The 24,235-nt window shown below is 71.7% G+C and carries 24 protein-coding genes; 14 read left to right on the top strand and 10 right to left on the bottom strand.

What is annotated here, in order from left to right; all coding sequences use genetic code 11:
- Positions 1 to 26: 26 nt before the first annotated feature.
- Positions 27 to 1,022 carry an NAD(P)/FAD-dependent oxidoreductase gene (locus OHA89_RS07890; protein WP_406365760.1) on the top strand — a complete coding sequence of 332 codons (996 nt, stop codon included), beginning with the start codon at positions 27 to 29 and terminating at the stop codon, positions 1,020 to 1,022.
- 144 nt (positions 1,023 to 1,166) lie between these two features.
- Entirely contained in the window at positions 1,167 to 2,549 is a 1,383-nt protein-coding gene (locus OHA89_RS07885; protein ID WP_266613811.1) for an NAD(P)/FAD-dependent oxidoreductase, read from the top strand.
- 10 nt (positions 2,550 to 2,559) lie between these two features.
- Here the strand turns inward: OHA89_RS07885 and OHA89_RS07880 are convergent, their stop codons facing one another.
- Positions 2,560 to 3,633 (bottom strand): ATP-dependent DNA ligase, encoded by a 1,074-nt coding sequence (locus OHA89_RS07880; RefSeq protein WP_257553394.1) that lies wholly within the window; start codon positions 3,631 to 3,633, stop codon positions 2,560 to 2,562.
- Between the two features lie 75 nt (positions 3,634 to 3,708).
- On the opposite strand from OHA89_RS07880, the gene ligD reads away from it, so the two are divergent.
- Positions 3,709 to 4,728, top strand: a complete 1,020-nt coding sequence (gene ligD, locus OHA89_RS07875) for a non-homologous end-joining DNA ligase (protein ID WP_215142105.1) — start codon at positions 3,709 to 3,711, stop codon at positions 4,726 to 4,728.
- Positions 4,729 to 4,753: 25 nt separating this feature from the next.
- On the opposite strand, the gene OHA89_RS07870 is transcribed toward ligD, so the two are convergent.
- The gene (locus tag OHA89_RS07870) at positions 4,754 to 5,419 is read right to left on the bottom strand and encodes a TetR/AcrR family transcriptional regulator (protein ID WP_406365759.1); all 666 of its coding nucleotides are present in this window, start codon (positions 5,417 to 5,419) and stop codon (positions 4,754 to 4,756) included.
- Positions 5,420 to 5,542: 123 nt separating this feature from the next.
- On the opposite strand from OHA89_RS07870, the gene OHA89_RS07865 reads away from it, so the two are divergent.
- Together OHA89_RS07865 and OHA89_RS07860 are read left to right on the top strand one after the other, a co-directional pair.
- Positions 5,543 to 6,349, top strand: coding sequence for a VOC family protein (locus tag OHA89_RS07865; protein WP_215142109.1), 807 nt, complete (start codon positions 5,543 to 5,545; stop codon positions 6,347 to 6,349).
- Between the two features lie 57 nt (positions 6,350 to 6,406).
- Positions 6,407 to 6,655, top strand: coding sequence for a WhiB family transcriptional regulator (locus OHA89_RS07860; RefSeq protein ID WP_266613807.1), 249 nt, complete (start codon positions 6,407 to 6,409; stop codon positions 6,653 to 6,655).
- Positions 6,656 to 6,740: 85 nt separating this feature from the next.
- On the opposite strand, the gene OHA89_RS07855 is transcribed toward OHA89_RS07860, so the two are convergent.
- Both OHA89_RS07855 and OHA89_RS07850 read right to left on the bottom strand, forming a co-directional pair.
- On the bottom strand, positions 6,741 to 7,712 hold the full coding sequence (locus OHA89_RS07855) for an acyl-ACP desaturase (protein ID WP_215142113.1): 972 nt from the start codon (positions 7,710 to 7,712) through the stop codon (positions 6,741 to 6,743).
- A 167-nt stretch (positions 7,713 to 7,879) separates the two neighbouring features.
- A complete protein-coding gene (locus tag OHA89_RS07850; protein WP_406365758.1) occupies positions 7,880 to 8,071 on the bottom strand; it encodes a hypothetical protein in 192 nt (63 codons plus the stop codon).
- A gap of 183 nt (positions 8,072 to 8,254) precedes the next feature.
- Here OHA89_RS07850 and OHA89_RS07845 point away from each other — a divergent pair, with 183 nt between their 5' ends.
- Positions 8,255 to 8,716: an ATP-binding protein gene (locus OHA89_RS07845; protein ID WP_266613803.1), complete on the top strand. Its 462-nt coding sequence runs from the start codon at positions 8,255 to 8,257 to the stop codon at positions 8,714 to 8,716.
- 19 nt (positions 8,717 to 8,735) lie between these two features.
- Here the strand turns inward: OHA89_RS07845 and OHA89_RS07840 are convergent, their stop codons facing one another.
- The 3 genes from OHA89_RS07840 to OHA89_RS07830 all read right to left on the bottom strand — a co-directional run bounded on the left by OHA89_RS07840 (position 8,736) and on the right by OHA89_RS07830 (position 11,578).
- The gene (locus OHA89_RS07840) at positions 8,736 to 10,376 is read right to left on the bottom strand and encodes an ABC-F family ATP-binding cassette domain-containing protein (protein ID WP_266613802.1); all 1,641 of its coding nucleotides are present in this window, start codon (positions 10,374 to 10,376) and stop codon (positions 8,736 to 8,738) included.
- A 184-nt stretch (positions 10,377 to 10,560) separates the two neighbouring features.
- Positions 10,561 to 10,977 (bottom strand): SsgA family sporulation/cell division regulator, encoded by a 417-nt coding sequence (locus OHA89_RS07835; RefSeq protein ID WP_406365757.1) that lies wholly within the window; start codon positions 10,975 to 10,977, stop codon positions 10,561 to 10,563.
- A gap of 178 nt (positions 10,978 to 11,155) precedes the next feature.
- Entirely contained in the window at positions 11,156 to 11,578 is a 423-nt protein-coding gene (locus tag OHA89_RS07830) for a (4Fe-4S)-binding protein (RefSeq protein ID WP_406365756.1), read from the bottom strand.
- A gap of 74 nt (positions 11,579 to 11,652) precedes the next feature.
- Here OHA89_RS07830 and OHA89_RS07825 point away from each other — a divergent pair, with 74 nt between their 5' ends.
- Positions 11,653 to 12,735 carry a WD40/YVTN/BNR-like repeat-containing protein gene (locus tag OHA89_RS07825; protein WP_406365755.1) on the top strand — a complete coding sequence of 361 codons (1,083 nt, stop codon included), beginning with the start codon at positions 11,653 to 11,655 and terminating at the stop codon, positions 12,733 to 12,735.
- Between the two features lie 72 nt (positions 12,736 to 12,807).
- Here OHA89_RS07825 and OHA89_RS07820 read toward each other — a convergent pair whose 3' ends face one another.
- Positions 12,808 to 13,107, bottom strand: coding sequence for a YciI family protein (locus OHA89_RS07820; protein ID WP_215142126.1), 300 nt, complete (start codon positions 13,105 to 13,107; stop codon positions 12,808 to 12,810).
- 26 nt (positions 13,108 to 13,133) lie between these two features.
- Here OHA89_RS07820 and OHA89_RS07815 point away from each other — a divergent pair, with 26 nt between their 5' ends.
- Positions 13,134 to 13,820 carry an endonuclease V gene (locus OHA89_RS07815; protein ID WP_406365754.1) on the top strand — a complete coding sequence of 229 codons (687 nt, stop codon included), beginning with the start codon at positions 13,134 to 13,136 and terminating at the stop codon, positions 13,818 to 13,820.
- Positions 13,821 to 13,827: 7 nt separating this feature from the next.
- Here the strand turns inward: OHA89_RS07815 and OHA89_RS07810 are convergent, their stop codons facing one another.
- Positions 13,828 to 15,030: a trans-acting enoyl reductase family protein gene (locus OHA89_RS07810; RefSeq protein ID WP_266613794.1), complete on the bottom strand. Its 1,203-nt coding sequence runs from the start codon at positions 15,028 to 15,030 to the stop codon at positions 13,828 to 13,830.
- Between the two features lie 117 nt (positions 15,031 to 15,147).
- Positions 15,148 to 16,770 (bottom strand): hypothetical protein, encoded by a 1,623-nt coding sequence (locus OHA89_RS07805; RefSeq protein WP_266613792.1) that lies wholly within the window; start codon positions 16,768 to 16,770, stop codon positions 15,148 to 15,150.
- A 157-nt stretch (positions 16,771 to 16,927) separates the two neighbouring features.
- Here OHA89_RS07805 and OHA89_RS07800 point away from each other — a divergent pair, with 157 nt between their 5' ends.
- The 6 genes from OHA89_RS07800 (at position 16,928) to OHA89_RS07775 (ending at position 24,198) form a co-directional block, all read left to right on the top strand.
- Complete coding sequence (locus OHA89_RS07800; RefSeq protein ID WP_215142149.1) at positions 16,928 to 17,335, top strand: MmcQ/YjbR family DNA-binding protein; 408 nt, start codon at positions 16,928 to 16,930, stop codon at positions 17,333 to 17,335.
- Positions 17,336 to 17,429: 94 nt separating this feature from the next.
- The gene (locus OHA89_RS07795) at positions 17,430 to 18,560 is read left to right on the top strand and encodes a CaiB/BaiF CoA-transferase family protein (RefSeq protein ID WP_323186077.1); all 1,131 of its coding nucleotides are present in this window, start codon (positions 17,430 to 17,432) and stop codon (positions 18,558 to 18,560) included.
- On the top strand, positions 18,560 to 19,585 hold the full coding sequence (locus OHA89_RS07790; protein WP_215142137.1) for an LLM class F420-dependent oxidoreductase: 1,026 nt from the start codon (positions 18,560 to 18,562) through the stop codon (positions 19,583 to 19,585). The genes OHA89_RS07795 and OHA89_RS07790 overlap by 1 nt, the downstream gene beginning before the upstream one ends.
- Positions 19,586 to 19,595: 10 nt before the next feature.
- A complete protein-coding gene (locus OHA89_RS07785) occupies positions 19,596 to 20,738 on the top strand; it encodes an acyl-CoA dehydrogenase family protein (RefSeq protein ID WP_215142139.1) in 1,143 nt (380 codons plus the stop codon).
- Positions 20,739 to 20,766: 28 nt separating this feature from the next.
- Entirely contained in the window at positions 20,767 to 21,981 is a 1,215-nt protein-coding gene (locus tag OHA89_RS07780; RefSeq protein WP_266613787.1) for an acetyl-CoA C-acetyltransferase, read from the top strand.
- A gap of 45 nt (positions 21,982 to 22,026) precedes the next feature.
- Positions 22,027 to 24,198, top strand: coding sequence for a 3-hydroxyacyl-CoA dehydrogenase NAD-binding domain-containing protein (locus OHA89_RS07775; protein ID WP_406365752.1), 2,172 nt, complete (start codon positions 22,027 to 22,029; stop codon positions 24,196 to 24,198).
- Positions 24,199 to 24,235 lie beyond the last annotated feature (37 nt).

Below are 24,235 nucleotides of genomic sequence, written 5' to 3'. Positions count from 1 at the left end.
ATTCTCACCGTATGGATACCGACCGTATGGATACCGACAGGGACGAAGACGCGATGACGGAACGGTTCGACGTGGTGGTCGTCGGCGGGGGAGCCGCCGGGCTTGCCGGGGCGCTGACCCTGGTCCGCGCCCGCCGTTCGGTGCTGGTGATCGACTCCGGCAGCCCCCGCAACGCCCCCGCCGCGCACATGCACGCGTACCTCGGCCACGACGGGCAGAGCCCGACCGACCTGCTGGCCAAGGGGCGGGCGGAGGTCACCGGCTACGGCGGGCGGATCCGGCCGGGCACGGTCGTCGCCGCGGACCGGCTGCCCGACGGGGGCTTCCTCGTCCGCTGCGGCGACGCATCGACCGTCCGGGCGGGGCGGCTGCTGGTCACCACCGGCCTGGTGGACGAGCTCCCTGCCGTGCCGGGGCTGCGGGCGCGCTGGGGGCGGGACGTGCTGCACTGCCCGTACTGCCACGGCTGGGAGGTCCGGGACGAGCCGGTCGCGGTGCTGGCCGACGGCCCCCTCGCCGTGTTCCAGGCCGGGCTGTGGCGGCAGTGGAGTGCGCGGACCACCCTGCTCGCCCACACCTGGCGGCTCACCGCCGAGGACCGGGAGCTGCTGGCCGCCCGGGGCGTCGATGTCGTCGAGGGCGAGGTGACCGGGCTCCTCGTCGACGAGGACCGGCTGACCGGGGTGAGCCTGGCCGGCGGGGGCGCGGCCCGGTGCGGGGCGCTCGTGGTCGCGCCCCGGTTCACCGCCCGCTCCGGCGTCCTGACCGGGCTGGGCCTGCCGACGGCGGCCCTGGAGCGGGACGGCCACGTCATCGGCACCTGCGTCGAGTCCGACCCCGTGACCGGGGCCACCGCGCACCCGGGTGTCTGGGTGGCGGGCAACGTGACCTCCCCGATGGAGCAGGTCGCGGGCGCGGCCGCCCAGGGGGTGCGCGCGGCCGTCGCGATCAACACCGAGCTGATCGAGGCGGAGACCCGGCGTGCGGTGGAGGCGTACCGCGCGGCGGCGGGCGCGCGGTAGGCGGGCCGCAGGCCGGAGACGGGGCCGAGCGGGCCTGCGTACGACCGCCGTCTCGGACAATCGTGCGGGTTTCGGCCGCCTCTCGATCGCGCAGGCTCTGGGCGGTGTGATCGTCGTACGGTTCATCGGCTCAGGGGGGGCGCAATGGCACATCTACTCGTCATCGGCGGAGGTGTCGGAGGGCTTGCCACCGCCCTGCTCGCGGCACGGCAGGGCCACACGGTGGAACTGTTCGAGCGCGACACGCGCGCCCCGGGAACCGCGCTCGACCGCGACTTCTTCGGCTGGCGGCGCCCGGCCGTGCCGCAGGCGAGTCAGCCGCACGCGCTGCTGGGGGCCGCGCGCAACGTCCTGCGCGAGGAACTGCCCGATGTCCACGCGGAGATGCTCAGGCTCGGAGCGCGCGAGCGGCACGAGCTGGACTGGTTCGACGTACGGCCGCCCGCGCGCCCCGGCGACGACGACCTCGTCATGCTCCAGGCCCGTCGCATCGTTCTGGAGAGCGCGCTGGCCACCGCCCTGCGCGCCGAACCGGGTGTCGTCTCGCGGTACGGGGAACCGGTCACCGGGCTGCTCACGGCCCCCGGGGACCGGGTGACGGGAGTGACCACGGAGGTCGGTGGCTACCCGGGGGACCTCGTCGTCGACGCGGGAGGCAGGCGCGGCGGCGTCGAGCGCTGGCTCACCGCGGCGGGTTGCCGTCCGCCGGTCGTGGAGCGGCACCGCACGGGGCTCGCGTACTTCTGCCGCTGGTACCGGCTGCCCGAGGGGATGGACGAGGGGCCGCGCCGCCCCTGGGCGGTGACGGGCGGCGCCTTCGCGGGGTGCGCGGTCTTCCCCGCCGACAACCGGGTCTTCGCCGTGACGCTGTTCGTGCACACCACGGACGCCACGCGCTCGGCGCTGCGCGACCCCGCCGTGTTCGAGGGCGCGGCCCGTTCCTTCCCGCCCGGCGCGGCCTGGCTGGCACTGGGCGCCGAACCGCTGTCGGAGGTGCTGGCCACCGCGAGCCTGGACAACCGGTGGAGCGCGCTGGTCGACGAGCGGGGGCCGGTGGTGACCGGGATGGTGCCGGTCGGGGACGCGATCACGCACACCAACCCGACCCTCGGGCAGGGCACCTCGCTCGCTCTGTGGGCTGCCCGCAGGGTGGCCCGTACGGCGCATCAGGACCCGGAATCGGAGCGGTTCGCCGCCGACCACCATGCCTGGGCGGTGCGCACCCTGAAGCCGTGGTTCGACTTCCAGGTCATCGCCGACGCCGCCATCGGGGAGCGGTTCGCGACCCGGGTCGGGCGTACGGGGACGGCCCGTGAGGTGGCGGCGCTGTTCGACTGCGCGCTGGAGGATCCGGAGGTGATGCGGGCACGGGCCAGGGTCCGGCACCTGGCGGATCCCCCGGAGCGGGCGTACGCGGATCCGGAGATCCGGGCCCGGGTGGCGCGCTGGCTGGCCGCGCGGCCGGACTACGAGCCGAACGCGGTGGGACCGGACCGGGCGGAGTGGGAGAAGCTGACGGCAGGGTGAGCCCGGGCGTTCAGCCGGTCGGGGCTGGGCCGAGCACCTCGGCGAGGTCGTATCCGACGACCTCCTCCAACTGGGTGTAGGTGCAGCTCTCCGGCGCCCGGTCGGGCCGCCAGCGGCGGAACTGGGCGGTGTGCCGGAACCGGTCGCCCTCCATGTGGTCGTACTTCACCTCGAGGACCCGCTCGGGGCGCAGCGGCACCCAGGACAGGTCCTTCTTCCCCGTCCAGCGGCTCTGCGCGCCGGGCAGCCGGGCGCTCTCGTGGGCGGACTCGTCGGCCCAGGCGGCCCACGGATGGCCCTCGGGGTCCGGCATGCGCAGCGGTTCGAGCTCCTCGACCAGCTCGGCGCGGCGTTTCATCGGGAACGCCGCGCACACGCCGACGTGCTGGAGGGCGCCGTGGCCGTCGTACAGCCCGAGCAGCAGCGATCCGACAATCGGACCGCTCTTGTGGAAACGGAAACCCGCGAGGACGACGTCCGCCGTACGCTCGTGCTTGATCTTGAACATGAGGCGGGCATCGGGCCGGTAGGGGAGGTCGAGGGGTTTGGCGATCACCCCGTCGAGCCCGGCGCCCTCGAACCGCTCGAACCACTCCTGCGCGAGCGCGGGATCGGTGGTCGCGGGCGCGAGGTGAACGGGGGGCCGAGCGGTGGAGAGGGACCGGGCGAGGGCGCTGCGGCGCTCGGTGAGCGGGGTGTCGAGGAGCGCCTCGTCGCCGAGCGCGAGCAGGTCGAAGGCGACGAAGCTGGCGGGGGTCGTCTCGGCGAGCATTTTCACGCGCGACGCGGCGGGGTGGATGCGCTCGGTCAGCCGGTCGAAGTCGAGACGCCCGCCGTTGACGATCACGACCTCGCCGTCGACGACGCAGCGGTCGGGCAGGTTCTCCTTGAGGGCCGCCACCAGTTCGGGAAAGTACCGGGTCAGGCTCTTGCCCGTCCGGCTGCCGATCTCGATCTCGTCTCCGTCGCGGTGCACGACGGCCCGGAAACCGTCCCACTTGGCCTCGTACTGCATCCCAGGCGGGATCTTCGCCACGGACTTGGCGAGCATCGGTTTCACGGGCGGCATCACCGGCAGATCCATGTCTTCGATTCTGCGGTGGTACGTCCGGGCCCGCCCGGTGTGCGCACCCGGCCGGACCCGCCTACCGTGGCGCACATGGGTGCTGCCGGCAATGCCATCGAGCTGGACGCGGGCGGGCGGACGGTACGGCTGTCCAGCCCGGACAAGGTGTACTTCCCCGAGCGCGGACTCACCAAGCGGGACGTGGCCGAGTACTACCTCGCGGTCGCGGACGGCATCACGCGCGCCCTGCGCAACCGGCCGACGACCCTGGAACGGTTCCCGGACGGGGTGGAGGGCGAGTCCTTCTTCCAGAAGCGGGCGCCGAAGAACCTTCCCGACTGGATCCCGACCGCCCACATCGCCTTCCCGAGCGGACGCAGCGCCGACGAGATCTGCCCGACCGAGCCGGCCGCCGTCCTGTGGGCCGCCAACCTGGGCTGCCTCACCTTCCACCCGTGGCCGGTGCGGCGCGAGGACACCGACCGGCCGGACGAGCTGCGGATCGACCTGGACCCGCAGCCGGGCACGGACTACCACCACGCGGTGGCAGCCGCACATGAACTGCGCGCTCTGCTGGAGGAGTTGGGGCTGCGGGGCTGGCCCAAGACCTCGGGCGGCCGCGGCCTGCACGTCTTCGTTCCGATCGAGCCGCGCTGGACCTTCACCGAGGTCCGCAGGTGCGCCATCGCCCTCGGCCGGGAACTGGAACGCCGTATGCCGGGCAAGGTCACGACGGCCTGGTGGAAGGAGGAGCGCGGCGAGCGGATCTTCGTCGACTACAACCAGACGGCGCGCGACCGCACGATCGCCTCCGCCTACTCCGTCCGCCCCCGCCCGCACGCCCCGGTGTCGGCGCCGCTGCGCTGGGACGAGGTGGACGACGCCGAGCCGCGCGACTTCGACATCGTGACGATGCCGGCCCGCTTCGCCGAACTGGGCGACCTCCACGCGGACATGGACGACCACGCCTTCACCCTGGACGCCGTACTCGAACTCGCCGCCCGCGACGAACACGAACACGGCCTGGGCGACATGCCCTACCCCCCGGACTACCCGAAGATGCCGGGGGAACCCAAGCGCGTCCAGCCGAGCCGGGCAAAGCACGAGGACTGACCCGCCGGGCGCCGCTTCCGCCACGTCATCGGTGGTCACCCGCTGACGCGGGCGGCCGTTGCGGGAGTTCCTCCGGCATGGCCGCCACCGCCCGCAGCCGGTCGAGGATGCCTAGGCCGGCCCTCTCGTATGCCATCGGGTCGTCGTGCAGGACGGAATGCGCGTTGGCCAGTTCCATCAGGGCGATCACCTCGAAGGCGAGCTGTGGCACGTCCGCCGCGTCGGCCCCGTCCCTGAGCCCGCCCGTCAGCCGCGCTTCGTCCAGCACCCGCTCGATGTAACGCGTCCAGTCCGAGCGGACCTTGGCGATCTCGTCGCGTACGGGGCCGGGGCGCGCGTCGAACTCCGCGGAGACCGCGCAGAAGAAGCAGCCGCCCGGGAAGACGCGGCGTGCGGAGTAGCCGAGCCAGCGCTCGCACACCCGCCACACCTTGGCGACGCCCGCGGGGTCGTGGCGTACGGGCCGCACGACCTCCTCGACGAACACGTCCACGGCGGCGCGGACGGTGGCGAGCTGGAGGTCCTCCTTGGAGCCGAAGAGGGCGAACACACCGCTCTTGCTCAGGCCGAGATCCGCGGCGATCTTCCCCAGGGACAGGCCTTCCAGGCCGTCCACGGAGGCGATGGCCACGGTCCGGTCGAGAACGGTTCGCCGCGTCCGGTTGCCGCGTTCCACGCGTCCGTCTGCCATCTCGCCATTTTATCGAACGCACGGTCGTTCACCTTGTGGAGCGGGCCCGGGGCCGCTGTCAGTGGCGGGTGCCATGCTCGAAGAGGGACGGGACACGACAGGACAGCGGAAGGGGCGCGGACCATGCTCACCACGGACTACAAGGACGGCTCCCCGAACTGGGTGGACCTCGGTACCCCGGACATCGGCGCGGCCGCCGGTTTCTACGAAGGACTGTTCGGCTGGGACTTCCGGGCGGGCGGCGAGGAGGCCGGTGGATACGGGATGTTCCACCTCGGCGACAAGACGGTCGCGGGCGGAATGACCGTCCCGGCGGCACAGGGTCCGGCTGCCTGGCAGATGTACTTCCAGACGGCCGACGCGGATGCGACGGCGTCGGCCGTGGCCGAGGCGGGCGGCACGGTGACGTTCGAGCCGATGGACGTCATGGACTCCGGCCGGATGGCGATGTTCACCGATCCGGAGGGCGTGGGCTTCGGGGTGTGGCAGCCGAGGAAGAACAGGGGCCTGGGCGCGGTGACGGAGGTCGGCTCCCTGTGCTGGACCGAGCTGTACACCGGCGACCTGGACGCGGCGGCCGAGTTCTACCACGCGGTGCTCGGCTGGCAGATCGGCGGCGTGCCGTTCGAAGGCGGCACGTACACGACGGTCAGACCGGCCGGCACGACGGACGAGGCGGCCGCGGGCGGGCTGGTCCCCCTCTCCACGGACCCCGTGGAGGACGCAGAGCGGCCCTACTGGACCCCGTACTTCGAGGTCGCCGACTGCGACGCGACAGCGGCGAAAGCGGAGGAGACGGGCGGCAAGGTCCGGCTGACACCGATCACCCTGGAGGGAGTCGGCCGCCTGGCCAAGCTGGCGGATCCCTTCGGTGCGCGGTTCGCGGTCATAGCCAGCGTGCCGGCGCCCCCGCCGGGCGGAGCTGCGTGACGTGGTGTTGATCGCGCGTTGATAGGACGTCCATCGAGGGCGGCCAGTATCACCGGCATGTCGATGAACACCACCACCGCCAGCACCGCCACCGCTTGGTACGACCTCGCCCTGTGCGCCCAGACGGGCCCGGGCTTCTTCTTCCCGGAGCCGGGCTCGTCGCTGCGCGACGCGAAGCGGCTGTGCGGGGCGTGCGAGGGGCGGGCGGCGTGCCTGGAGTACGCCCTGGCCAATGACGAGCGCTTCGGCGTCTGGGGCGGCCTCTCGGAATCCGAGCGCCTCGCCCTGCGCTCCCGCCGCCCCTGATCAGGGTCCGGGGACGCGAAAACCCTGGCAGAGCGCTGCTCTGCCAGGGCAATCGGCCGCACTCGGGCGAGTGGGGGGAAAGCGGTCAGGCCTTGCGGGCCGCGATGCGGGCCGCGCGGGCGGCCAGGCGCTCGTCGAACTTGCGGGCCTCAGCGTCCAGGCCGTTCATGAAGAGGCCGAGCTCCTCCTGGGCCTTCTGGCCGTCGGGGCCCAGGCCGTCGATGTCCATGATCTTCAGGAAGCGGATCACGGGGCTCAGTACGTCGTCGTGGTGGATCCGCAGGTTGTAGACCCCGCCGATCGCCATCTGCGCGGCCATCCGCTCGAAGCCGGGCATGCCGTGTCCGGGCATCCGGAAGTTGACCACGACGTCCCGTACGGCCTGCATCGTCAGGTCCGGGGCGAGCTCGAAGGCCGCGCCCAGCAGGTTGCGGTAGAAGACCATGTGCAGGTTCTCGTCCTGCGCGATGCGCGCCAGCATCCGGTCGCACACGGGGTCACCGGACTGGTGGCCGGTGTTGCGGTGCGAGATGCGGGTGGCGAGCTCCTGGAAGGCGACGTACGCCACCGAGTGCAGCATGGAGTGGCGGTTGTCGGACTCGAACCCCTCCGACATGTGCTGCATCCGGAACGCTTCCAGCTTGTCCGGGTCCACGGCGCGCGAGGCCAGCAGGTAGTCGCGCATCACGATGCCGTGGCGGCCCTCCTCGGCCGTCCAGCGGTGCACCCAGGTGCCCCAGGCGCCGTTGCGGCCGAAGAGCGAGGCGATCTCGTGGTGGTAGCTGGGGAGGTTGTCCTCGGTCAGCAGGTTCACGACCAGCGCGATCTTGCCGATATCAGTGACCTTGGACTGCTCCGGGTCCCAGGCCTCGCCGTCCTCGAAGAAGCCCGGGAAGTTCCGGCCGTCGCTCCACGGGACGTACTCGTGGGGCATCCAGTCCTTGGTGACCTTCAGATGGCGGTTGAGCTCCTTTTCGACCACCTCTTCCAGCGCGAACAGCAACTTGGCGTCGGTCCACGCCTCCGAGCTGCCGAGGTGGGGAGAGGTGATCGTCACGGGTACTCCTGGGTGCAAAGCGAATTACCTACGGTTCCGTAGCCTACGGAGTCGTAGGTTAAGCGCGACATCAAGACCCAGCCAAGCCCCAGGGGAGGCTATGACCGGTTACATCCGGTTATCTATGCAGTTTGAGGGGGTCCTGAGAGGGAAGCTGCGAGCCAAAGTCACGCCACAAGGTGGTCCGCCGCTCCCGCCTTGACGGCCGAGATCAGTGCCCGGAGGGCTTGGATCGAGTCGCTGACGTACGCCGCCGACTCCGTCGTGCCGATGTAGGCCTTCCCGTCGGCGTCGAGACCGAAGCGGAAGCAGTTCGCCCCCTCGCTGTCGTGCACCGGGGCGCACGTGCCCGTACCCATCCTGAAATGCCATGAGAAATCATCATGTGTTCGTACAAGTGGTAGCACTGTGCACCGGGTTGGGCTACGGTCGGTAGTGCAAGTCTCACACGGGGCGACCTCGTGTCCCCGTTTGACCACTCCAGGACCACCCCGGTCTTTGATCACACGGCTGTCGACCCCACCCATATTTGGAGCAGCACGATGACGGGCACCCTGCGTGGCCTGCGGCCGGTCCGCGAACCCGGGCGAATACCGGCCGAGGCGGAGAGGCTGGACTACTCGATAGGCCTGCCGGGTGGCGCCTACTGCGCGGGGAGCGCCCGCTCCCTGGTCCGGTCCCTGCTCGCCCGGCACGGCCTGGCCGACCTGTGTGACACGTCGGCGCTCGCCGCCTCCGAACTCGTCGCGTGCGCACACCGGTTCACGCCCGACAAGCAGTTGCTGCTGGGGCTCCGCTGGCAGTTCGACGCGCTGCGGATCGTCGTCTACGACCAGCACCCCGCGCACTCCTCGCCCGAGGCGAGCGAGGAGTGCCGGCGAAGGCGCAGCCGCGGGATGTGGCTGCTGGCCTCTGCCGTCGAGGCCTGCGGCGGGGACTGGGGGCTGACCCCCGTCCTCACCTCCATGGGAGGCACCAAGTCCTGGGCCTTACTTCCCCGTTAGCGCAGAACGCGCCGCCCGGTCAGTCGTGCCACAGGGTCTCCCGGACCTCCTCCGCCGTGGTCGGCCGCAGCTCGCCGTCCAGCAGCAGCCACCGCGTGATGCCGATCGACTCCAGGAACGGCACGTCATGGCTTGCCACCACGAGCGCCCCCTCGTACGACTCCAGCGCCTCCGTCAACTGCCGCACGCTCGCCAGGTCCAGATTGTTCGTCGGCTCGTCCAGCATCAGCAGCTGCGGAGCCGGCTCGGCCAGCAGCAGCGCCGCCAGCGCCGCGCGGAAGCGCTCGCCGCCGGACAGGGTGCCCGCCGGCCGGTCCGCCCGGGCGCCCCGGAACAGGAAGTGCGCCAGCCGCGCCCGGATCAGGTTGTTCGTGGCCTGCGGGGCGAACCGCGCCACGTTCTCCACCACCGACCGGCCGTCGTCGAGCACGTCCAGCCGCTGGGGCAGGAACCGGGTGGTCACATGGGTGACCGCCGCACCGGACTCCGGCGCGAGCAGTCCCGCGATCGTGCGCAGCAGCGTGGTCTTGCCCGAGCCGTTGCGGCCCACCAGCGCGATCCGTTCCGGACCGCGCAGCTCCCACTCGCCCCGTACGGACGCCCCGTGGGCCAGTCGCAGATCGCTCAGGGTCAGGACGCGCCGGCCCGGCGGGACCTGGGTGGCGGGCAGTTCGATGCGGATCGCGTCGTCGTCGCGGACCGCCTCCACCGCGTGGTCCAGCCGTTCCTTCGCCTGGGCCAGCTTCTCGGTGTGCATGATGCGGTGCTTGCCGGCCGACTCCTGCGCGGCCCGCTTGCGTGCACCCATCACGATCTTCGGCTCGCGCTTGGTGTCGTTCATCTTCTGGCCGTACCGCTTGCGCCGGGCCAGTTTGACCTGGGCGTCGGCCAGTTCGCGCTTCTGCCGCTGTACGTCGGCCTCCGCGACGCGGACCATCCGCTCGGCCGCCTCCTGCTCGGCGGCGAGCATCTCCTCGTAGTCCGTGAAGTTCCCGCCGTACCAGCGGACTTCGCCGTCGCGCAGATCGGCGATCTGGTCGACCCGCTCCAGCAGCTCCCGGTCGTGGCTGACCAGCATCATCACGCCGGTCCAGGACTCGACCGCCTCGTACAGGCGGCCGCGGGCCCGCAGGTCCAGGTTGTTGGTGGGCTCGTCCAGCAGCAGGACGTCGGGACGTGCCAGCAGCAGGGCGGCCAGCCGCAGCAGTACGCACTCGCCGCCGGAGAGTTCGCCGACGGTCCGGTCAAGGCCGATCCGGGCGAGCCCGAGCTGGTCGAGCGTGGCCAGGGCCCGCTCCTCCACGTCCCAGTCGTCGCCCACGGCGGTGAAGTTCGCCTCGGTCGCCTCGCCCGCCTCGATGGCGTGCAGGGCGGCCCGGGCGGTCCGGATGCCGAGGGCCTCGTCCACGCGCAGGGCGGTGTCGAGGGTGATGTTCTGAGGGAGGTGGCCGACGCGGCCGGCGACCGACAACTGGCCGTCGGACGGCGTCAGTTCACCTGCGATGAGCTTCAGCAGGGTGGACTTCCCGCAGCCGTTGAGCCCGATCAGGCCGGTGCGGCCGGGGCCGACGGCGAGCTGGAACCCGTCGAACACGGGCGTGCCGTCGGGCCAGTCGAAGGACAGTGCGGAGCAGGTGACGAAAGAAGGGGCATGGCTCATGGAGGCCTCCAGGTTGCGTGAGTGGTGCGTGCAACGCGGGGAGACAGCCGACGGTCAGGTGCGGTGCTGTGTCGGTGTCTCGAACCTCAGACGAGCAATGTCCTGCTCCGTTTCGACGGCGATGGGGCTCTACGAAGCTACGGGCGGCCGAAGCCGCCCGCAAACGAATTAAGTGATCGGTGCCTCAGCAGGTGTCGCGCATCAGCTCGGCCAGGCTGTGGTCCATGTCGAGGTAGAGGTGCTCCAGGCCGGGCGGCACCACGGTCGAGGCCCGCTCCAGGAACCGGTGCAGCTCGGCCGTCAGCATCAGGATGATCGCCACGCCCTCGGGCGCGTGGAACTCGACGGTGGTGCGGTCCACGTCGTACGGGCGCACGCGCACGTCGCCACAGCCGGTCGGGCGGTCCAGTCCGGACTCCAGCAGCTCGCGCGAGAAGCTCCAGGAGACCTCGATGCCCTCCAGGGTGGCCGGGGCGGGGAAGGCCATGCGCACGGCGAACGGATCCGCACGGTCGTAGCAGAGTGTGACGGGAACGGTCTCGACCTTCGGCGCGGTGGCGACCAGACGGGCCTGTACGGCCTGCTCGATGACAGTGATCACGGCTCACTCCCTTGCGGCGGATCTGCTGCCGGGCTGTGGGGTGGAACCCGGCAACCCGATAGACGCCGGAATCGGCAAATCCGTGCATGGAAGCTGACGTGAGCTGTGTCACCGATTGGCCGGAACCTGCCTGTGTGATCGCACAGAGTGACCGTCGAGGAGATGCGGCACAGGAAGATCAGTCGGAGGCGCAGGCTCCGGAGAGGTCACAGAAGGGCTGGTTACCGCTCACTCCACAGGCGCAAAGCATGGCCCGGGTCTCCCTGCGGACCGTCCCGTCCGGGGTCGTCACGCTGAGTTCACCACGCAGCACGAGCCGTCCGGCCGGATCGCGTACGACGGTGGTCGGCCGGTCCGGCTCCTCGGCCGGGCCGTCGGCGAGCCGGTACTGGAGCGCCCCCGACGGGCAGCGCCGGATCACCTCGGCGACCCGCTCGGGACCGGCGCCGTCCGGCCGCACCCAGGGGCGCTGCCCCGAGTCGAACACCTCGGGCAGCCCGCGCACGCACTCGGCGGCGTGCAGGCACCGCCCGGCCTCGTAGGTGACGGTGACGAGCTTGCCCTCGTAGGCCTTGGGTTCCCTGGGTTCCTTGGATGGCATGGGCCCACCCTAGGAACGCGCGGGCGCCGACGCACCCTGGACGGGGAATCGGGCGTGCGTTAGCTTCCGGCGCCATGAGACTTCTGGGAGTTGGCATGTGCGCGGCGGCCCTGACGGTGGGCTTACTGGCCGCGCCCGCTCAGGCCTCCGCCGCCGGAGAGCAGGCGGAACTGCGCGGCGCGGCCTGGGCGCTGAAGGACACCGGCAAGGAGGTCCGCTTCCGCGGGCTGGCGGCGGTCAGCCGGACCACGGCCTGGGCCGCCGGTTCCAAGGGCACCGTCCTGCGCACGGTTGACGGCGGCCGCAGCTGGCAGGACGTCTCGCCGCCGGGCGCGGTCGCGGAAGGGCTGGAGCTGCGCGATGTCGAGGCCTTCGACGCGCGGCGCGCGGTGGCCCTGTCGATCGGCGAGGGCGAGGCCTCCCGGGTACTGCGCACCGAGGACGGCGGGGCCACCTGGACCGAGACCTTCCACAACCCCGACCCGCGCGCCTTCTACGACTGCCTCACCTTCTTCGACTCCCGGCACGGGCTGGCGATGAGCGACCCGGTGGACGGCAGGTTCCGGATCCTGTCCACGGACGACGGCGGGCGGAGCTGGCGGGTCCTGCCGGACACCGGAATGCCGCAGGCGCTGCCCGGCGAGGCGGGCTTCGCGGCGAGCGGCCAGTGCCTGGTCAGCGCCGGCCCGCGCGATGTCTGGCTGGCCACGGGCGGCGGCGCGACCGCGCGGGTGCTGCACTCCGCGGACCGCGGCCTGACCTGGCGGGCCGCCGAATCCACCGTCCCGGCGGGCGACCCGGCGCGAGGCGTCTTCGCCCTCGCCTTCCGGGACCGTACGAGGGGCCTCGCGGTCGGCGGCGACTACCGCACCGGGCAGGCGTCCCCGCAGGCCGGGGCCGTCTCCTCCGACGGCGGGCGCAGCTGGCGCCAGGCGGCCGCCCCGCCGCCGGCCTACCGCTCCGGCGCGGCCTGGTACCCGTACAGCCGGGGCACGGCACTGGCGGTGGGTCCGACCGGCACCGACGTGACGGTGGACGGCGGCCGCAGCTGGCGGCCGCTGGACTCCGGGTCCTTCGACACCGTCGACTGCGCCCCGGACACCGGCTGCTGGGCATCGGGGGAGAAGGGCCGCGTGGCCCGGCTGGAACGCCGCTGACCACGGCGCAACGGTGATCCACGGGCTGCCTCGCCGGTCACGGCGCCGTCGAGGCGGCCCGCCGGCCGACTGCTATGCCACCGGGTTCTCGCGGACCGTCGCCAGGTCGGCCGAGGTCTTCGTGGCGATGAACTCCGTGATGCGGTAGGCGCAGACGCCCGCCACCGTGAAGGGGTCCTCGGCCGCGATCTTCTCGACCTCCGCGCGGGACACCCCGCCGGCCAGGATCACACCACCGTCGCGCGGGACCTTGCGGCCCGACGCGAGGAACACTCCGGCGGCGTAGTGGCCGTCCAGCCAGGCGATGTGCGCGTCCATGTGGTCTTCGACGGCTTCGACGGGCGCGATGTAGGTGAGCTCCATGACGAACATGATCGCCAGGCTACTCTCGCTCCATCATGACGAGTACGAAGACCCCCGCCGACGAGGCCGAGGCCCGGGCGATACAGGATGAACTACGCCATCAGGTGGTGCTCACCGAGCCCGGGCCGCCGCCCGGCCGCGGACTGGTCGCGGGAGTGGACGTCGCCTACGACGACGAGCGCGACCTGGTCGCCGCCGCGGCCGTGGTGCTCGACGCCGCCACCCTCGAGGTCGTCGAGGAAGCCACCGCCGTCGGGCACGTCAGCTTCCCCTACGTGCCCGGGCTGCTCGCCTTCCGCGAGCTGCCGACCGTACTGTCCGCCCTCGACTCGCTGACCGCCGCGCCCGGCCTCGTCGTCTGCGACGGCTACGGGCTCGCCCACCCCCGCGGCTTCGGCCTCGCCTGCCACCTCGGTGTGGTCACCGGGCTCCCGGCCATCGGGGTCGCGAAGAACCCGTTCACCTTCACGTACGGGGAACCGGGCGCGGGGCGCGGCGACTTCGCCCCGCTGGTCGCCGCCGACGGCGCCGAGGTCGGCCGGGCGCTGCGGACCCAGGACGGCATCAAGCCGGTGTTCGTCTCCGTCGGGCACCGCGTCTCGCTGGACAACGCCTGCGCCCACGTCCTCGCCCTCAGCCCCCGCTTCCGCATCCCCGAGACCACCCGGCACGCGGACTCCCTGTGCCGCCGCGCCCTGCGCGAGGCTGTGGGGTCGGGGTGACTCCCGCTCAGCGCTCGTCCGCCACCCGGAAGATGATCCCGGCCTTCTGCAGGCGGGCGGTCAGCGCGTCGCCCATCGCGACGGCCGTCGTCAGCTGTCCGGCGGCCTGCGGCAGGGCGTCGTAGGCCAGGCAGAGCGCGGACTCCGCCAGCATCTTCGCCGTCTCCCCGTACCCCGGGTCGCCGCCCGACACCTCGGTGAGCACGCGCCGGCCGCCGCCCTCGCCCACGAACCGCACCGTGAACCAGCTGCGCGCCCGCCGCTCCGCGTCCGGTCCCCGGCCCGGCTCCCAGCGGTTCATCAGCCACCGCCGGGCCGCCGGGACCTGGGCCAGCGCCGCCGTCGCGCCCAGCGCCGCCGTACCGCCCACCGCGACGGGGAGGTGCTTGACCGAGGCGTAGTGCCGGTAGCGGAAGTCCGGGCCGTAGCGCTCCAGCGCGGCCGCCGACCGGGCCACGATCCGCGGGTCCAGCGTGGGCAGCGGCAGGGCCCAGGCGCCGGTCTCCCGGCTGAAGTACGGTGCCCCGACCGGCCCGCGGGCCCGCCGGCCCAGCAGACGGGGCTCGTGCAGCCGGCGGTCGCGCGCCGCGGCCAGGGTCTGCGGGCCGCGGCCCAGCGCGGTCAGCGCCGAGGCCAGGGTGCCGCCGGAGAACAGGGCGTTGGAGCGCATGAACCCGTCGACCCGCAGCGGGACCCCCTCCGGCAGCCGGCCGACCGTGAAGTACGCCCCGAGGTCGGCCGGGATCGAGTCGAAGCCGCAGGCGTGCACGATCCGCGCCCCGGTCTCGCGGGCCCGCGCGTCGTGCTCGACGTACATCCGGTCCACGAACTCCGGCTCGCCGGTGAGGTCCAGATAGTCCGTGCCCGCCTCGGCGCAGGCGGCGACCAGCTCCGCGCCGTACCAGACGTACGGGCCCACGGTGGTGGCCAGCACCCGGGTGGACGCGGCCAGTTCGCGCACCGCGCCGGGGTCCGAGGCGTCGGCCCGCAGCAGCGGGAGCCCGGCGCAGGCCGGGTCGATCGCGGCCAGCCGCTCGCGCAGCCGTTCCAGCTTCGCCAGGTCGCGGCCCGCGAGGGCCCAGCGGCAGCCGGCGGGGGCGTGCGCGGCGAGGTACTCGGCGGTCAGCGCCCCCACGAACCCGGTGGCGCCGAAGAGCACGAGGTCGTGGGCCCGCTCCTCCGGTTGGTCCTGCGGAACCTGTGCGTTCATGACCGCTCCTCCCAGCTGGTGTCGGGGGCGAGGCTAGCGTGCGGGTGGAACGGGCAGCGCCCCGGGGACGGCCTGGACGGCCGTTCCCGGGGCGCTGGATCCGCCGCTGCCGGTGGATCAGTCCTTGTCGTAGTAGCCGAACATGTCGACGACCAGGTCGATGTCCTCGTCCGACTGGTTGAAGAAGTCGATGATGCCGGTGTAGCCCGTGCTCGCCTGCACCAGGTTCGGGACGGTCTTGCCCGCGGTGAAGTTGAGGGTGGACGAGTTGGGCGCGGCAGGCCAGGTCCACGAGCCGTTGTCGTACTGCCAGCGGTAGTTCGGGTCGGGTGCGACCGAGACGAAGCCGGGTCCCGCCGTGTTGGTGGCGGTGGTGTTCAGCACGTAGCCGGTGCGGTTGGGCGCCTTGGAGGCGAAGTCGATCGGGATGAAGTCGCGGGCCCACAGGGGCGTGTTCTGGATGGGGTCGTTGGGGTCCCGGGTGTCGAACACGCGGGTCGGCTTGAGGCGCAGGTACGCGCCCTCGCTCGCCAGGCTGTAGTAGCCGACGACGTCGACGATCACGTCGGTACCGGCCCAGGCGCCGTTGCGGATGTTGATCTTGCCGTCGGCGCCGACCGGGACGATCACGGAGTTGGCGACGGTCTGTCCGGCGGTGAAGTTCACGTTGGAGGCGCTCGGCGCCGACTGGCCGCTCGGGTAGGCGGTCAGGTGACCGGCCTCGCGCGGGTTGGTGACGGTCACGTTGAGCGCCACGGCGGTGACGCCGGCGGGCACGCCGCGGCTGTTGCCGATCTGCAGGCCGAAGGACGACTGCCCGGCGAGCTGGCCCCGGGCGGTGCCGGTGCCGTCGCGGGTGTCGGCGAAGCGGACCGGGGCGATCGGGGTGTAGCCGCTGGAGGCGGCCTTGGTGTAGTAGCCGGTGACGTCGGCGATCAGGTCGATCGACTCCCAGCCGCCGTTGTACAGCTCCACGTAGCCGTCCGCGCCGACCGGCACGACCGACAGGTTCGGCACGGTCTGGCCGGGGGCGAAGTTGACGTTCGAGGTGATCGGACGCTCCGCGCCCGAGGGGAACGCCGTGACGTGGCCGCCGCTGGTGGCGTTGGTGACCGTGAGGTTCAGGACCACGGCCGTGACGCCCGCCGGGATCGAGCCGTTGCCGGCGATCTGCACGCGGGCCGTGGTGTACGGGGCGACCTTGGCCTTGGCGCCGCCGATGCCGCTGCGGGTGTCCAGCAGACGGGTGGGGCCGTACGGGGTGAAGTCCGAGCCCGCGGTGAGGATCTCGACCGAGTTGGTGACGGAGGTGCCGTCGGCGCGGTCCGTCGCGGTGACCGTGATGGTGTAGGTGCCCAGTTCCGCGTAGTTGTGCGCGGTGGTCATCGTCGTGCTGCCGTAGGCGGTCTCGTTGCTCGTCGTGTTGTCGCCCCAGTTGATGACGGCGTCGACGTACCGGTTCGGATCGCTGGTGATGGTGGTGTCCAGCTCCAGCGAGTGGGCGGACACGTTGTAGGCCGCCAGGCCGACCGCGAGGTTCGGGTTGGCGACCGCCGACTGCGCGGTGGCCTTGTCGCCGGCGGACGCGCGGACCGAGCGCTCGGCGGAGCTCTTGAAGGTCTTGAAGTTCTCCGCCGCGGCCTTCTTCAGGTCCACGTCGGGAGCGGATATGCCCTTCTTGCCCGGCGTGACCGGATCCGCCTGGGCCGCCCCCGGTATGAGACCCATGCTCGCGGCCACGACGGCAGCGGAAATTACGAGTCGGCGATTGCGCACCGGCCCCCCCATTTTTGTTTTTGAACAAGCTCAGGTTTGAAGCGTGCTCAGAGTACATAGCCGCCAGCCGCGCCGCGAGGACTTTGATCAGCGGGTGGGGGCTAGCGTGAAGGCCGGCTCGATGTGGGAGGCGTTGATGAAGGCTGCGGTGCGCAAGTGGGAGGCGGTGCGGGAGTTCGCCCGGGGGCTTCCGGAGGCCGTGGAGGAGTATCCGTGGGGTCCCGAGGACTGCGTGGTGAAGGTCAACAAGAAGATCTTCGTCTTCCTGGGAAACGCCGACGGTCCGCAGCCGCCCGGCCTGTCCGTCAAGCTCAAGGACGAGGCGCTGCACGGGCACGCGATGGCCGCGCCCGGCGCCGAGCCCTCCGGCTACGGCCTGGGCCGCTCCGGCTGGGTCTCCGTGCCGCTGGGGGAGAAGGGGGCGCCCTCCGCGCTGGTGCTGTGCGAGTGGGTGGAGGAGAGCTACCGCACCGTGGCCCTCAAGCGGCACGTCAAGGAGCTGGACGCCCGGATCGAGGCAAATGGCTAAGCGCTTGCTCTTGTGCTGAGTGGAACGCGTTCCTAGCATCGCTGGTGTTACATCAGTTGTGTCACACCGTGCGGCTATGAATGCTGGGGGCTCGATGGCAGTGACAGGGACCGGCCCGCTCGCCGGGGTGCGCGTCGTCGAACTGGCGGGCATCGGCCCCGGCCCGTTCGCCGCCATGCTCCTCGCCGACCTGGGCGCGGACGTCGTGCGCGTGGACCGGCCGGGCGGCGGCGGGCTCGCGGTCAACCCCGTCTACGACCTGACCAACCGCAACAAGCGCTCCGTCCTGGTCGACCTCAAGTCCGCCGAGGGCCCCGCCCGCGTCCTGGACCTCGTCGAGCGCGCCGACGTCCTGATCGAGGGCTTCCGCCCCGGGGTCGCCGAGCGGCTCGGCGTCGGACCGGCCGACTGCCACGCCCGCAACCCGAAGCTGGTCTACGGCCGGATGACGGGCTGGGGCCAGGAAGGCCCCCTCGCCCACACCGCCGGGCACGACATCGCGTACATCGCGGTCACCGGCGCCCTGGGCATGATCGGCAACCCGGACGAGCCGCCGGCCGTCCCCGCCAACCTGGTGGGCGACTACGCGGGCGGCTCGCTCTACCTCGTCATCGGCGTCCTCGCCGCGCTCCAGCACGCCCGGACCCCCGGCGGCGCGGGCCAGGTCGTGGACGCGGCCATCGTCGACGGGACCGCGCACCTCACCGCCATGATCCACGGGATGGTGGCGGCGGGCGGCTGGCAGGACCGGCGCGGGGCCAACCTGCTCGACGGCGGCTGCCCCTTCTACGGGACCTACGAGACCTCCGACGGCCAGTACATGGCGGTCGGCGCCCTGGAGCAGCAGTTCTACGACACCTTCGTGGAGCTGCTCGGCATCGCGGAGCAGGCCCCGGCGCGCAAGGACCTCGCCCGCTGGGGCGAGCTGCGGGGCGCCGTCGCCGCCCGCTTCAAGTCCCGTACCCGCGAGGAGTGGACGGCGGTCTTCGAAGGCACCGACGCCTGCGTGGCGCCGGTCCTGTCGCTGCGGGAGGCCCCGCACCACCCGCACCTCGTGGCCCGAGGGACCTTCACCGACTTCGGCGGGATCACCCAGCCCGCCCCGGCGCCGCGCTTCTCGGCGACGCCTGCCGCGGTCACGAGCGGCCCCGCGCAGCCGGGCGCGGACACCGAATCCGTGGCCCGTGACTGGGACGTACCGGGCCTGACCGGGAAGGGCGCCTGATGGAACTGTCGATGATGCTCGACTACGCGGGGGATCCTCGCCGGGCGGCGGACGAGGCGGCGGCGCTGGAGTCGGCCGGGCTCGACGCCGTATGGGTCGCCGAGGCGTGGGGCTTCGACTCCCCGACGATCATGGGCTACCTCGCCGCCCGCACCGAGCGGCTGAAGATCGGCTCGGCCATCCTCAACGTCTACTCGCGCACTCCCGGCCTCATCGCCCAGACGGCCGCCGGCCTGGACGCGGTCTCCGGCGGCCGGGCGCTGCTCGGCCTCGGCGCCTCGGGCCCGCAGGTGGTGGAGGGCTGGCACGGGAAGCCGTACGACAAGCCGCTCGGCCGGACCCGCGAGACGGTCGAGCTGTGCCGCCGCATCTGGCGCCGCGAGACCATCGACCACCATGGCATCACCGACATGCCGCTGCCGCCCGAGAAGGGCGGCCGGCACGGCAAGCCGCTGAAGATCCTCACCCGGCCGGTCCGTGACGCCATCCCCGTGTACATCGCCTCGCTCGGCCCGGCCAACGTACGGCTGACGGCCGAGATCGCCGACGGCTGGCTGCCCACGCTCTTCATCCCCGAGAAGGCCCGCGCGGTGTGGGGAGCCCCGCTCGCGGAGGGCGCGGCCAAGAGGTCGCCGGAGCTCGGCCCGCTCCAGACCGTGGCGGGCGGCCTGCTCGCCATCGGCGAGGACGCGGCCGCCGTACGGGACCTGGCGCGCCCGCAGATCGCCCTGTACGTCGGCGGCATGGGCGCGGTCGGCAAGAACTTCTACAACGACCTCGCCGTGGCCTACGGCTACGAGGAGGAGGCCCGGAAGATCCAGGAGCTCTACCTCTCCGGCCGCAAGCGCGACGCGGCGGCCGCCGTCCCGGACGAGTTCTGCGAGCTGATGACGCTGTGCGGGCCGGCTGGCTACGTACGCGAGCGTGTCGAGGCCTTCCGCGAGGCGGGCGTCACGATGCTCAACGTCACACCGGTCGGCCCCGAGCCGGCCCGGCTGATCGAAACCGTCAAGAACTGGCTTTAAGGAGCCCCCGATGCAACGCCGGATCTTCGACGCCGACCACGAGGCGTTCCGCGAGACCGTCCGCACCTTCCTCACGAAGGAGGTGCTGCCGCACTACGAGCAGTGGGAGAAGGACGGCATCGTCAGCCGCGAGGCCTGGCGGGCCGCGGGCCGCCAGGGGCTGCTGGGCCTCGCCGTCCCGGAGGAGTACGGGGGCGGCGGGAACACCGACTTCCGCTACGCGGCCGTGATCGCCGAGGAGTTCACCCGGGCGGGCGCCCCCGGACTGGCCATCGGCCTGCACAACGACATCATCGGGCCCTACCTGACCTCGCTGGCCACCGAGGAGCAGAAGCGCCGCTGGCTGCCGGGGTTCTGCTCCGGGGAGACCATCACCGCCATCGCCATGACCGAGCCGGGCGCGGGCTCCGACCTCCAGGGGATCCGGACCACCGCCGAGGACCGGGGCGACCACTGGGTGCTGAACGGCTCCAAGACCTTCATCTCCAACGGCATCCTGGCCGACCTGGTGATAGTGGTCGCGAAGACCACGCCCGAGGGCGGGGCGCACGGTCTGTCGCTGCTGGTCGTCGAGCGCGGCGCGGAGGGCTTCGAGCGCGGCCGCAACCTCGACAAGATCGGCCAGAAGGCCCAGGACACCGCAGAGCTGTTCTTCCACGACGTGCGCGTCCCCAAGGAGAACCTGCTCGGCGAGCTCAACGGCGCCTTCGTCCACCTGATGACCAACCTCGCGCAGGAGCGGATGGGCATCGCGATGGCCGGCATCGCGGCCGCCGAGTACCTGCTGGAGATCACCACCCAGTACGTCAAGGAGCGCGAGGCCTTCGGCCGGCCGCTGTCGAAGCTCCAGCACATCCGCTTCGAGATCGCGGAGATGGCCACCGAGTGCGCGGTCACCCGTACCTTCCTCGACCGCTGCATCACCGACCACACGAACGGCGAACTGGACCACGTGCACGCCTCGATGGCCAAGTGGTGGGCCACCGAACTGCAGAAGCGCGTCGCCGACCGCTGTCTGCAACTGCACGGCGGATACGGATACATGACCGAATACCGGGTCGCGCGGGCCTTCACCGACGGCCGCATCCAGACCATCTACGGCGGCACGACCGAGATCATGAAAGAGATCATCGGCCGCTCCCTCCTCGGCTAAGACCCAGACCTCCCGAAAGGCTTGACCAGTGAGCACCGAAGCTTACGTATACGACGCGATCCGCACCCCGCGCGGCCGCGGCAAGGCCAACGGCGCCCTGCACGGCACCAAGCCGATCGACCTGGTCGTCGGCCTCATCCACGCCCTGCGCGAGCGCAACCCGGGCCTGGACCCCGCCACCATCGACGACATCGTGCTCGGCGTCGTCGGCCCGGTCGGCGACCAGGGCTCCGACATCGCCCGGATCGCGGCCATCGCCGCCGGACTCCCGGACACCGTGGCAGGCGTACAGGAGAACCGCTTCTGTGCCTCCGGCCTGGAAGCCGTCAACATGGCCGCCGCCAAGGTCCGCTCCGGCTGGGAGGACCTGGTCCTGGCGGGCGGCGTGGAGTCCATGTCCCGCGTCCCGATGGCCTCCGACGGCGGTGCCTGGTTCGCCGACCCGATGACGAACTGGGACACCGGGTTCGTCCCGCAGGGCATCGGCGCCGACCTCATCGCCACCATCGAGGGATTCTCCCGGCGCGAGGTGGACGAGTATGCCGCGCTCTCGCAGGAGCGCGCCGCCGAGGCCATCAAGGACGGCCGTTTCGCGGGGTCCGTGGTCCCGGTCACCGACCGCAACGGCCTGGTCGTCCTGGACCAGGAGGAGTTCGTCCGCCCGGGGACCACGGCCGACACCCTCGCCAAGCTCAAGCCCTCCTTCGCCGACATCGGCGAGCTCGGCGGCTTCGACGCCGTCGCGCTGCAGAAGTACCACTGGGTCGAGAAGATCGACCACGTGCACCACGCGGGCAACTCCTCCGGCATCGTCGACGGTGCCTCGCTCGTCGCCATCGGCACCCGCGAGGCGGGGGCGCGGAACGGCCTGCGCCCGCGCGCCCGGATCGTCTCGGCCGCCGTCTCCGGCTCCGAGCCCACCATCATGCTCACGGGCCCCGCCCCGGCCACCCGCAAGGCGCTGGCCAAGGCCGGTCTGACCATCGACGACATCGACCTCATCGAGATGAACGAGGCCTTCGCCGGCGTCGTGCTCCGGTTCGTCAAGGACATGGGCGTCTCCCTCGACAAGGTCAACGTGAACGGCGGCGCCATCGCGCTCGGCCACCCGCTCGGCGCCACCGGCGCGATGCTGCTCGGCACCGTCATCGACGAACTGGAGCGCCAGGACAAGCGCTACGGGCTCGTCACCCTCTGCGTCGGCGGCGGCATGGGCGTCGCCACCATCGTCGAACGCATCTGATCCGTCCTGATCCCTGATCCCACCTCTGACACGGAAGTAGCGAACATGAGCGAGTCCACCACGATCCGCTGGGAACAGGACGAGACCGGCGTCGTCACCCTGGTCCTCGACGACCCCGACCAGTCCGCCAACACGATGAACCAGGCCTTCAAGGACTCCATCGCGGCCGTCGCCGACCGCGCCGAGGCCGAGAAGGACTCCATCCGGGGCATCATCTTCACCTCCGCCAAGAAGACCTTCTTCGCGGGCGGCGACCTCAAGGACATGATCCGACTGCGCCCCGAGCACGCGCAGCTGGCCTTCGATACCGGCACCGAGATCAAGCGCTCGCTGCGCCGCATCGAGACCCTCGGCAAGCCGGTGGTCGCCGCCATCAACGGTGCCGCGCTGGGCGGCGGTTACGAGATCTGCCTCGCCTCCCACCACCGCGTCGCGCTCGACGCCCCCGGCTCCAAGATCGGCCTGCCCGAGGTCACCCTCGGCCTGCTCCCGGCCGGCGGCGGCGTCACCCGTACCGTGCGCCTGATGGGCATCGCCGACGCGCTGCTCAAGGTGCTGCTCCAGGGGACCCAGTACAACCCGCAGCGCGCGCTCGAGAACGGCCTGGTCCACGAACTGGCCGCCACCCCCGAGGAGATGCTCGCCAAGGCCCGCGCCTTCATCGACGCGAACCCCGAGTCGAAGCAGCCCTGGGACGTACCCGGTTACAAGATCCCGGGCGGCACCCCGTCCAACCCGCGGTTCGCCGCGAACCTCCCGGCCTTCCCGGCCAACCTGAAGAAGCAGCTGAACGGGGCCCCGTACCCGGCCCCGCGCAACATCCTGGCCTGCGCCGTCGAGGGCACCCAGGTGGACTTCGAGACCGCGCTGACCATCGAGGCCCGCTACTTCACCGAGCTGGTCACCGGGCAGACCGCCAAGAACATGATCCAGGCGTTCTTCTTCGACCTCCAGGCCGTCAACGCGGGCCGCAGCCGCCCCCAGGGCGTCCAGCCGCGCACGGTCCGCAAGGTCGCGGTCCTCGGCGCGGGCATGATGGGCGCGGGCATCGCGTACTCCTGCGCCCGCGCGGGCATCGAGGTGGTGCTCAAGGACGTCAGCGCCGAGGCCGCCGCCAAGGGCAAGGCGTACTCCGAGAAGCTGCTCGACAAGGCGCTCTCCCGCGGCCGTACGACCGAGGCCCAGCGCGCCGAGCTGCTCGCCCGGATCACCCCGACCGCCGACGCGGCCGACCTGGCGGGCTGTGACGCCGTCATCGAGGCGGTCTTCGAGGACACCGGCCTCAAGCACAAGGTGTTCCAGGAGATCCAGGACGTCATCGAGCCGGACGCGCTGCTCTGCTCCAACACCTCCACGCTGCCGATCTCCGGGCTCGCGGAAGGCGTCAAGCGCCCCGCCGACTTCATCGGCCTGCACTTCTTCTCGCCCGTCGACAAGATGCCGCTGGTCGAGATCATCAAGGGGGAGCGGACCGGTGACGAGGCCATCGCCCGCGCCTTCGACCTGGTCCGCCAGATCAACAAGACCCCGATCGTGGTCAACGACTCGCGCGGGTTCTTCACCTCGCGCGTCATCGGCCAGTTCATCAACGAGGGCGTGGCCATGGTCGGCGAGGGCGTCGAGCCCGCCTCGATCGAGCAGGCCGCGGCCCAGGCCGGCTACCCGGCCAAGGTGCTCTCGCTGATGGACGAGCTCACCCTCACCCTCCCGCGCAAGATCCGCAACGAGACCCGCAAGGCCTTCGAGGCCGAGGGCCGCACATGGGCCGAGCACCCCGCCGACGGGGTCATCGACCGGATGGTCGACGAGTTCGGCCGCCCTGGCCGCAGTGGCGGGGCCGGCTTCTACGCGTACGACGAGGCGGGCAAGCGCGCCGGCATCTGGCCCGGGCTGCGCGAGCACTTCACCAAGCCGGGGTACGAGATCCCGTTCGAGGACATGAAGGAGCGGATGCTCTTCTCCGAGGCCCTGGACACCGTCCGCTGCCTCGACGAGGGCGTGCTCACCTCCATCGCCGACGCCAACATCGGTTCCATCATGGGCATCGGCTTCCCGGCCTGGACCGGTGGAGTGATCCAGTACATCAACGGCTACGAGGGCGGCCTGCCGGGCTTCGTGGCCCGCGCGCGCGAGCTCGCCACCACGTACGGCGAGCGCTTCACCCCGCCCGCCTCCCTCGTGGAGAAGGCCGAGCGGGGCGAGACGTACAGCGACTAGTGCGGTGACCGGGAAGGCGGGCCGGGTTGCTCCCGGC

This window comes from Streptomyces sp. NBC_01546, from assembly GCF_045208355.1.
Lineage (GTDB): Bacteria > Actinomycetota > Actinomycetes > Streptomycetales > Streptomycetaceae > Streptomyces.
This window is presented reverse-complemented; position numbering and strand designations above follow the sequence as displayed.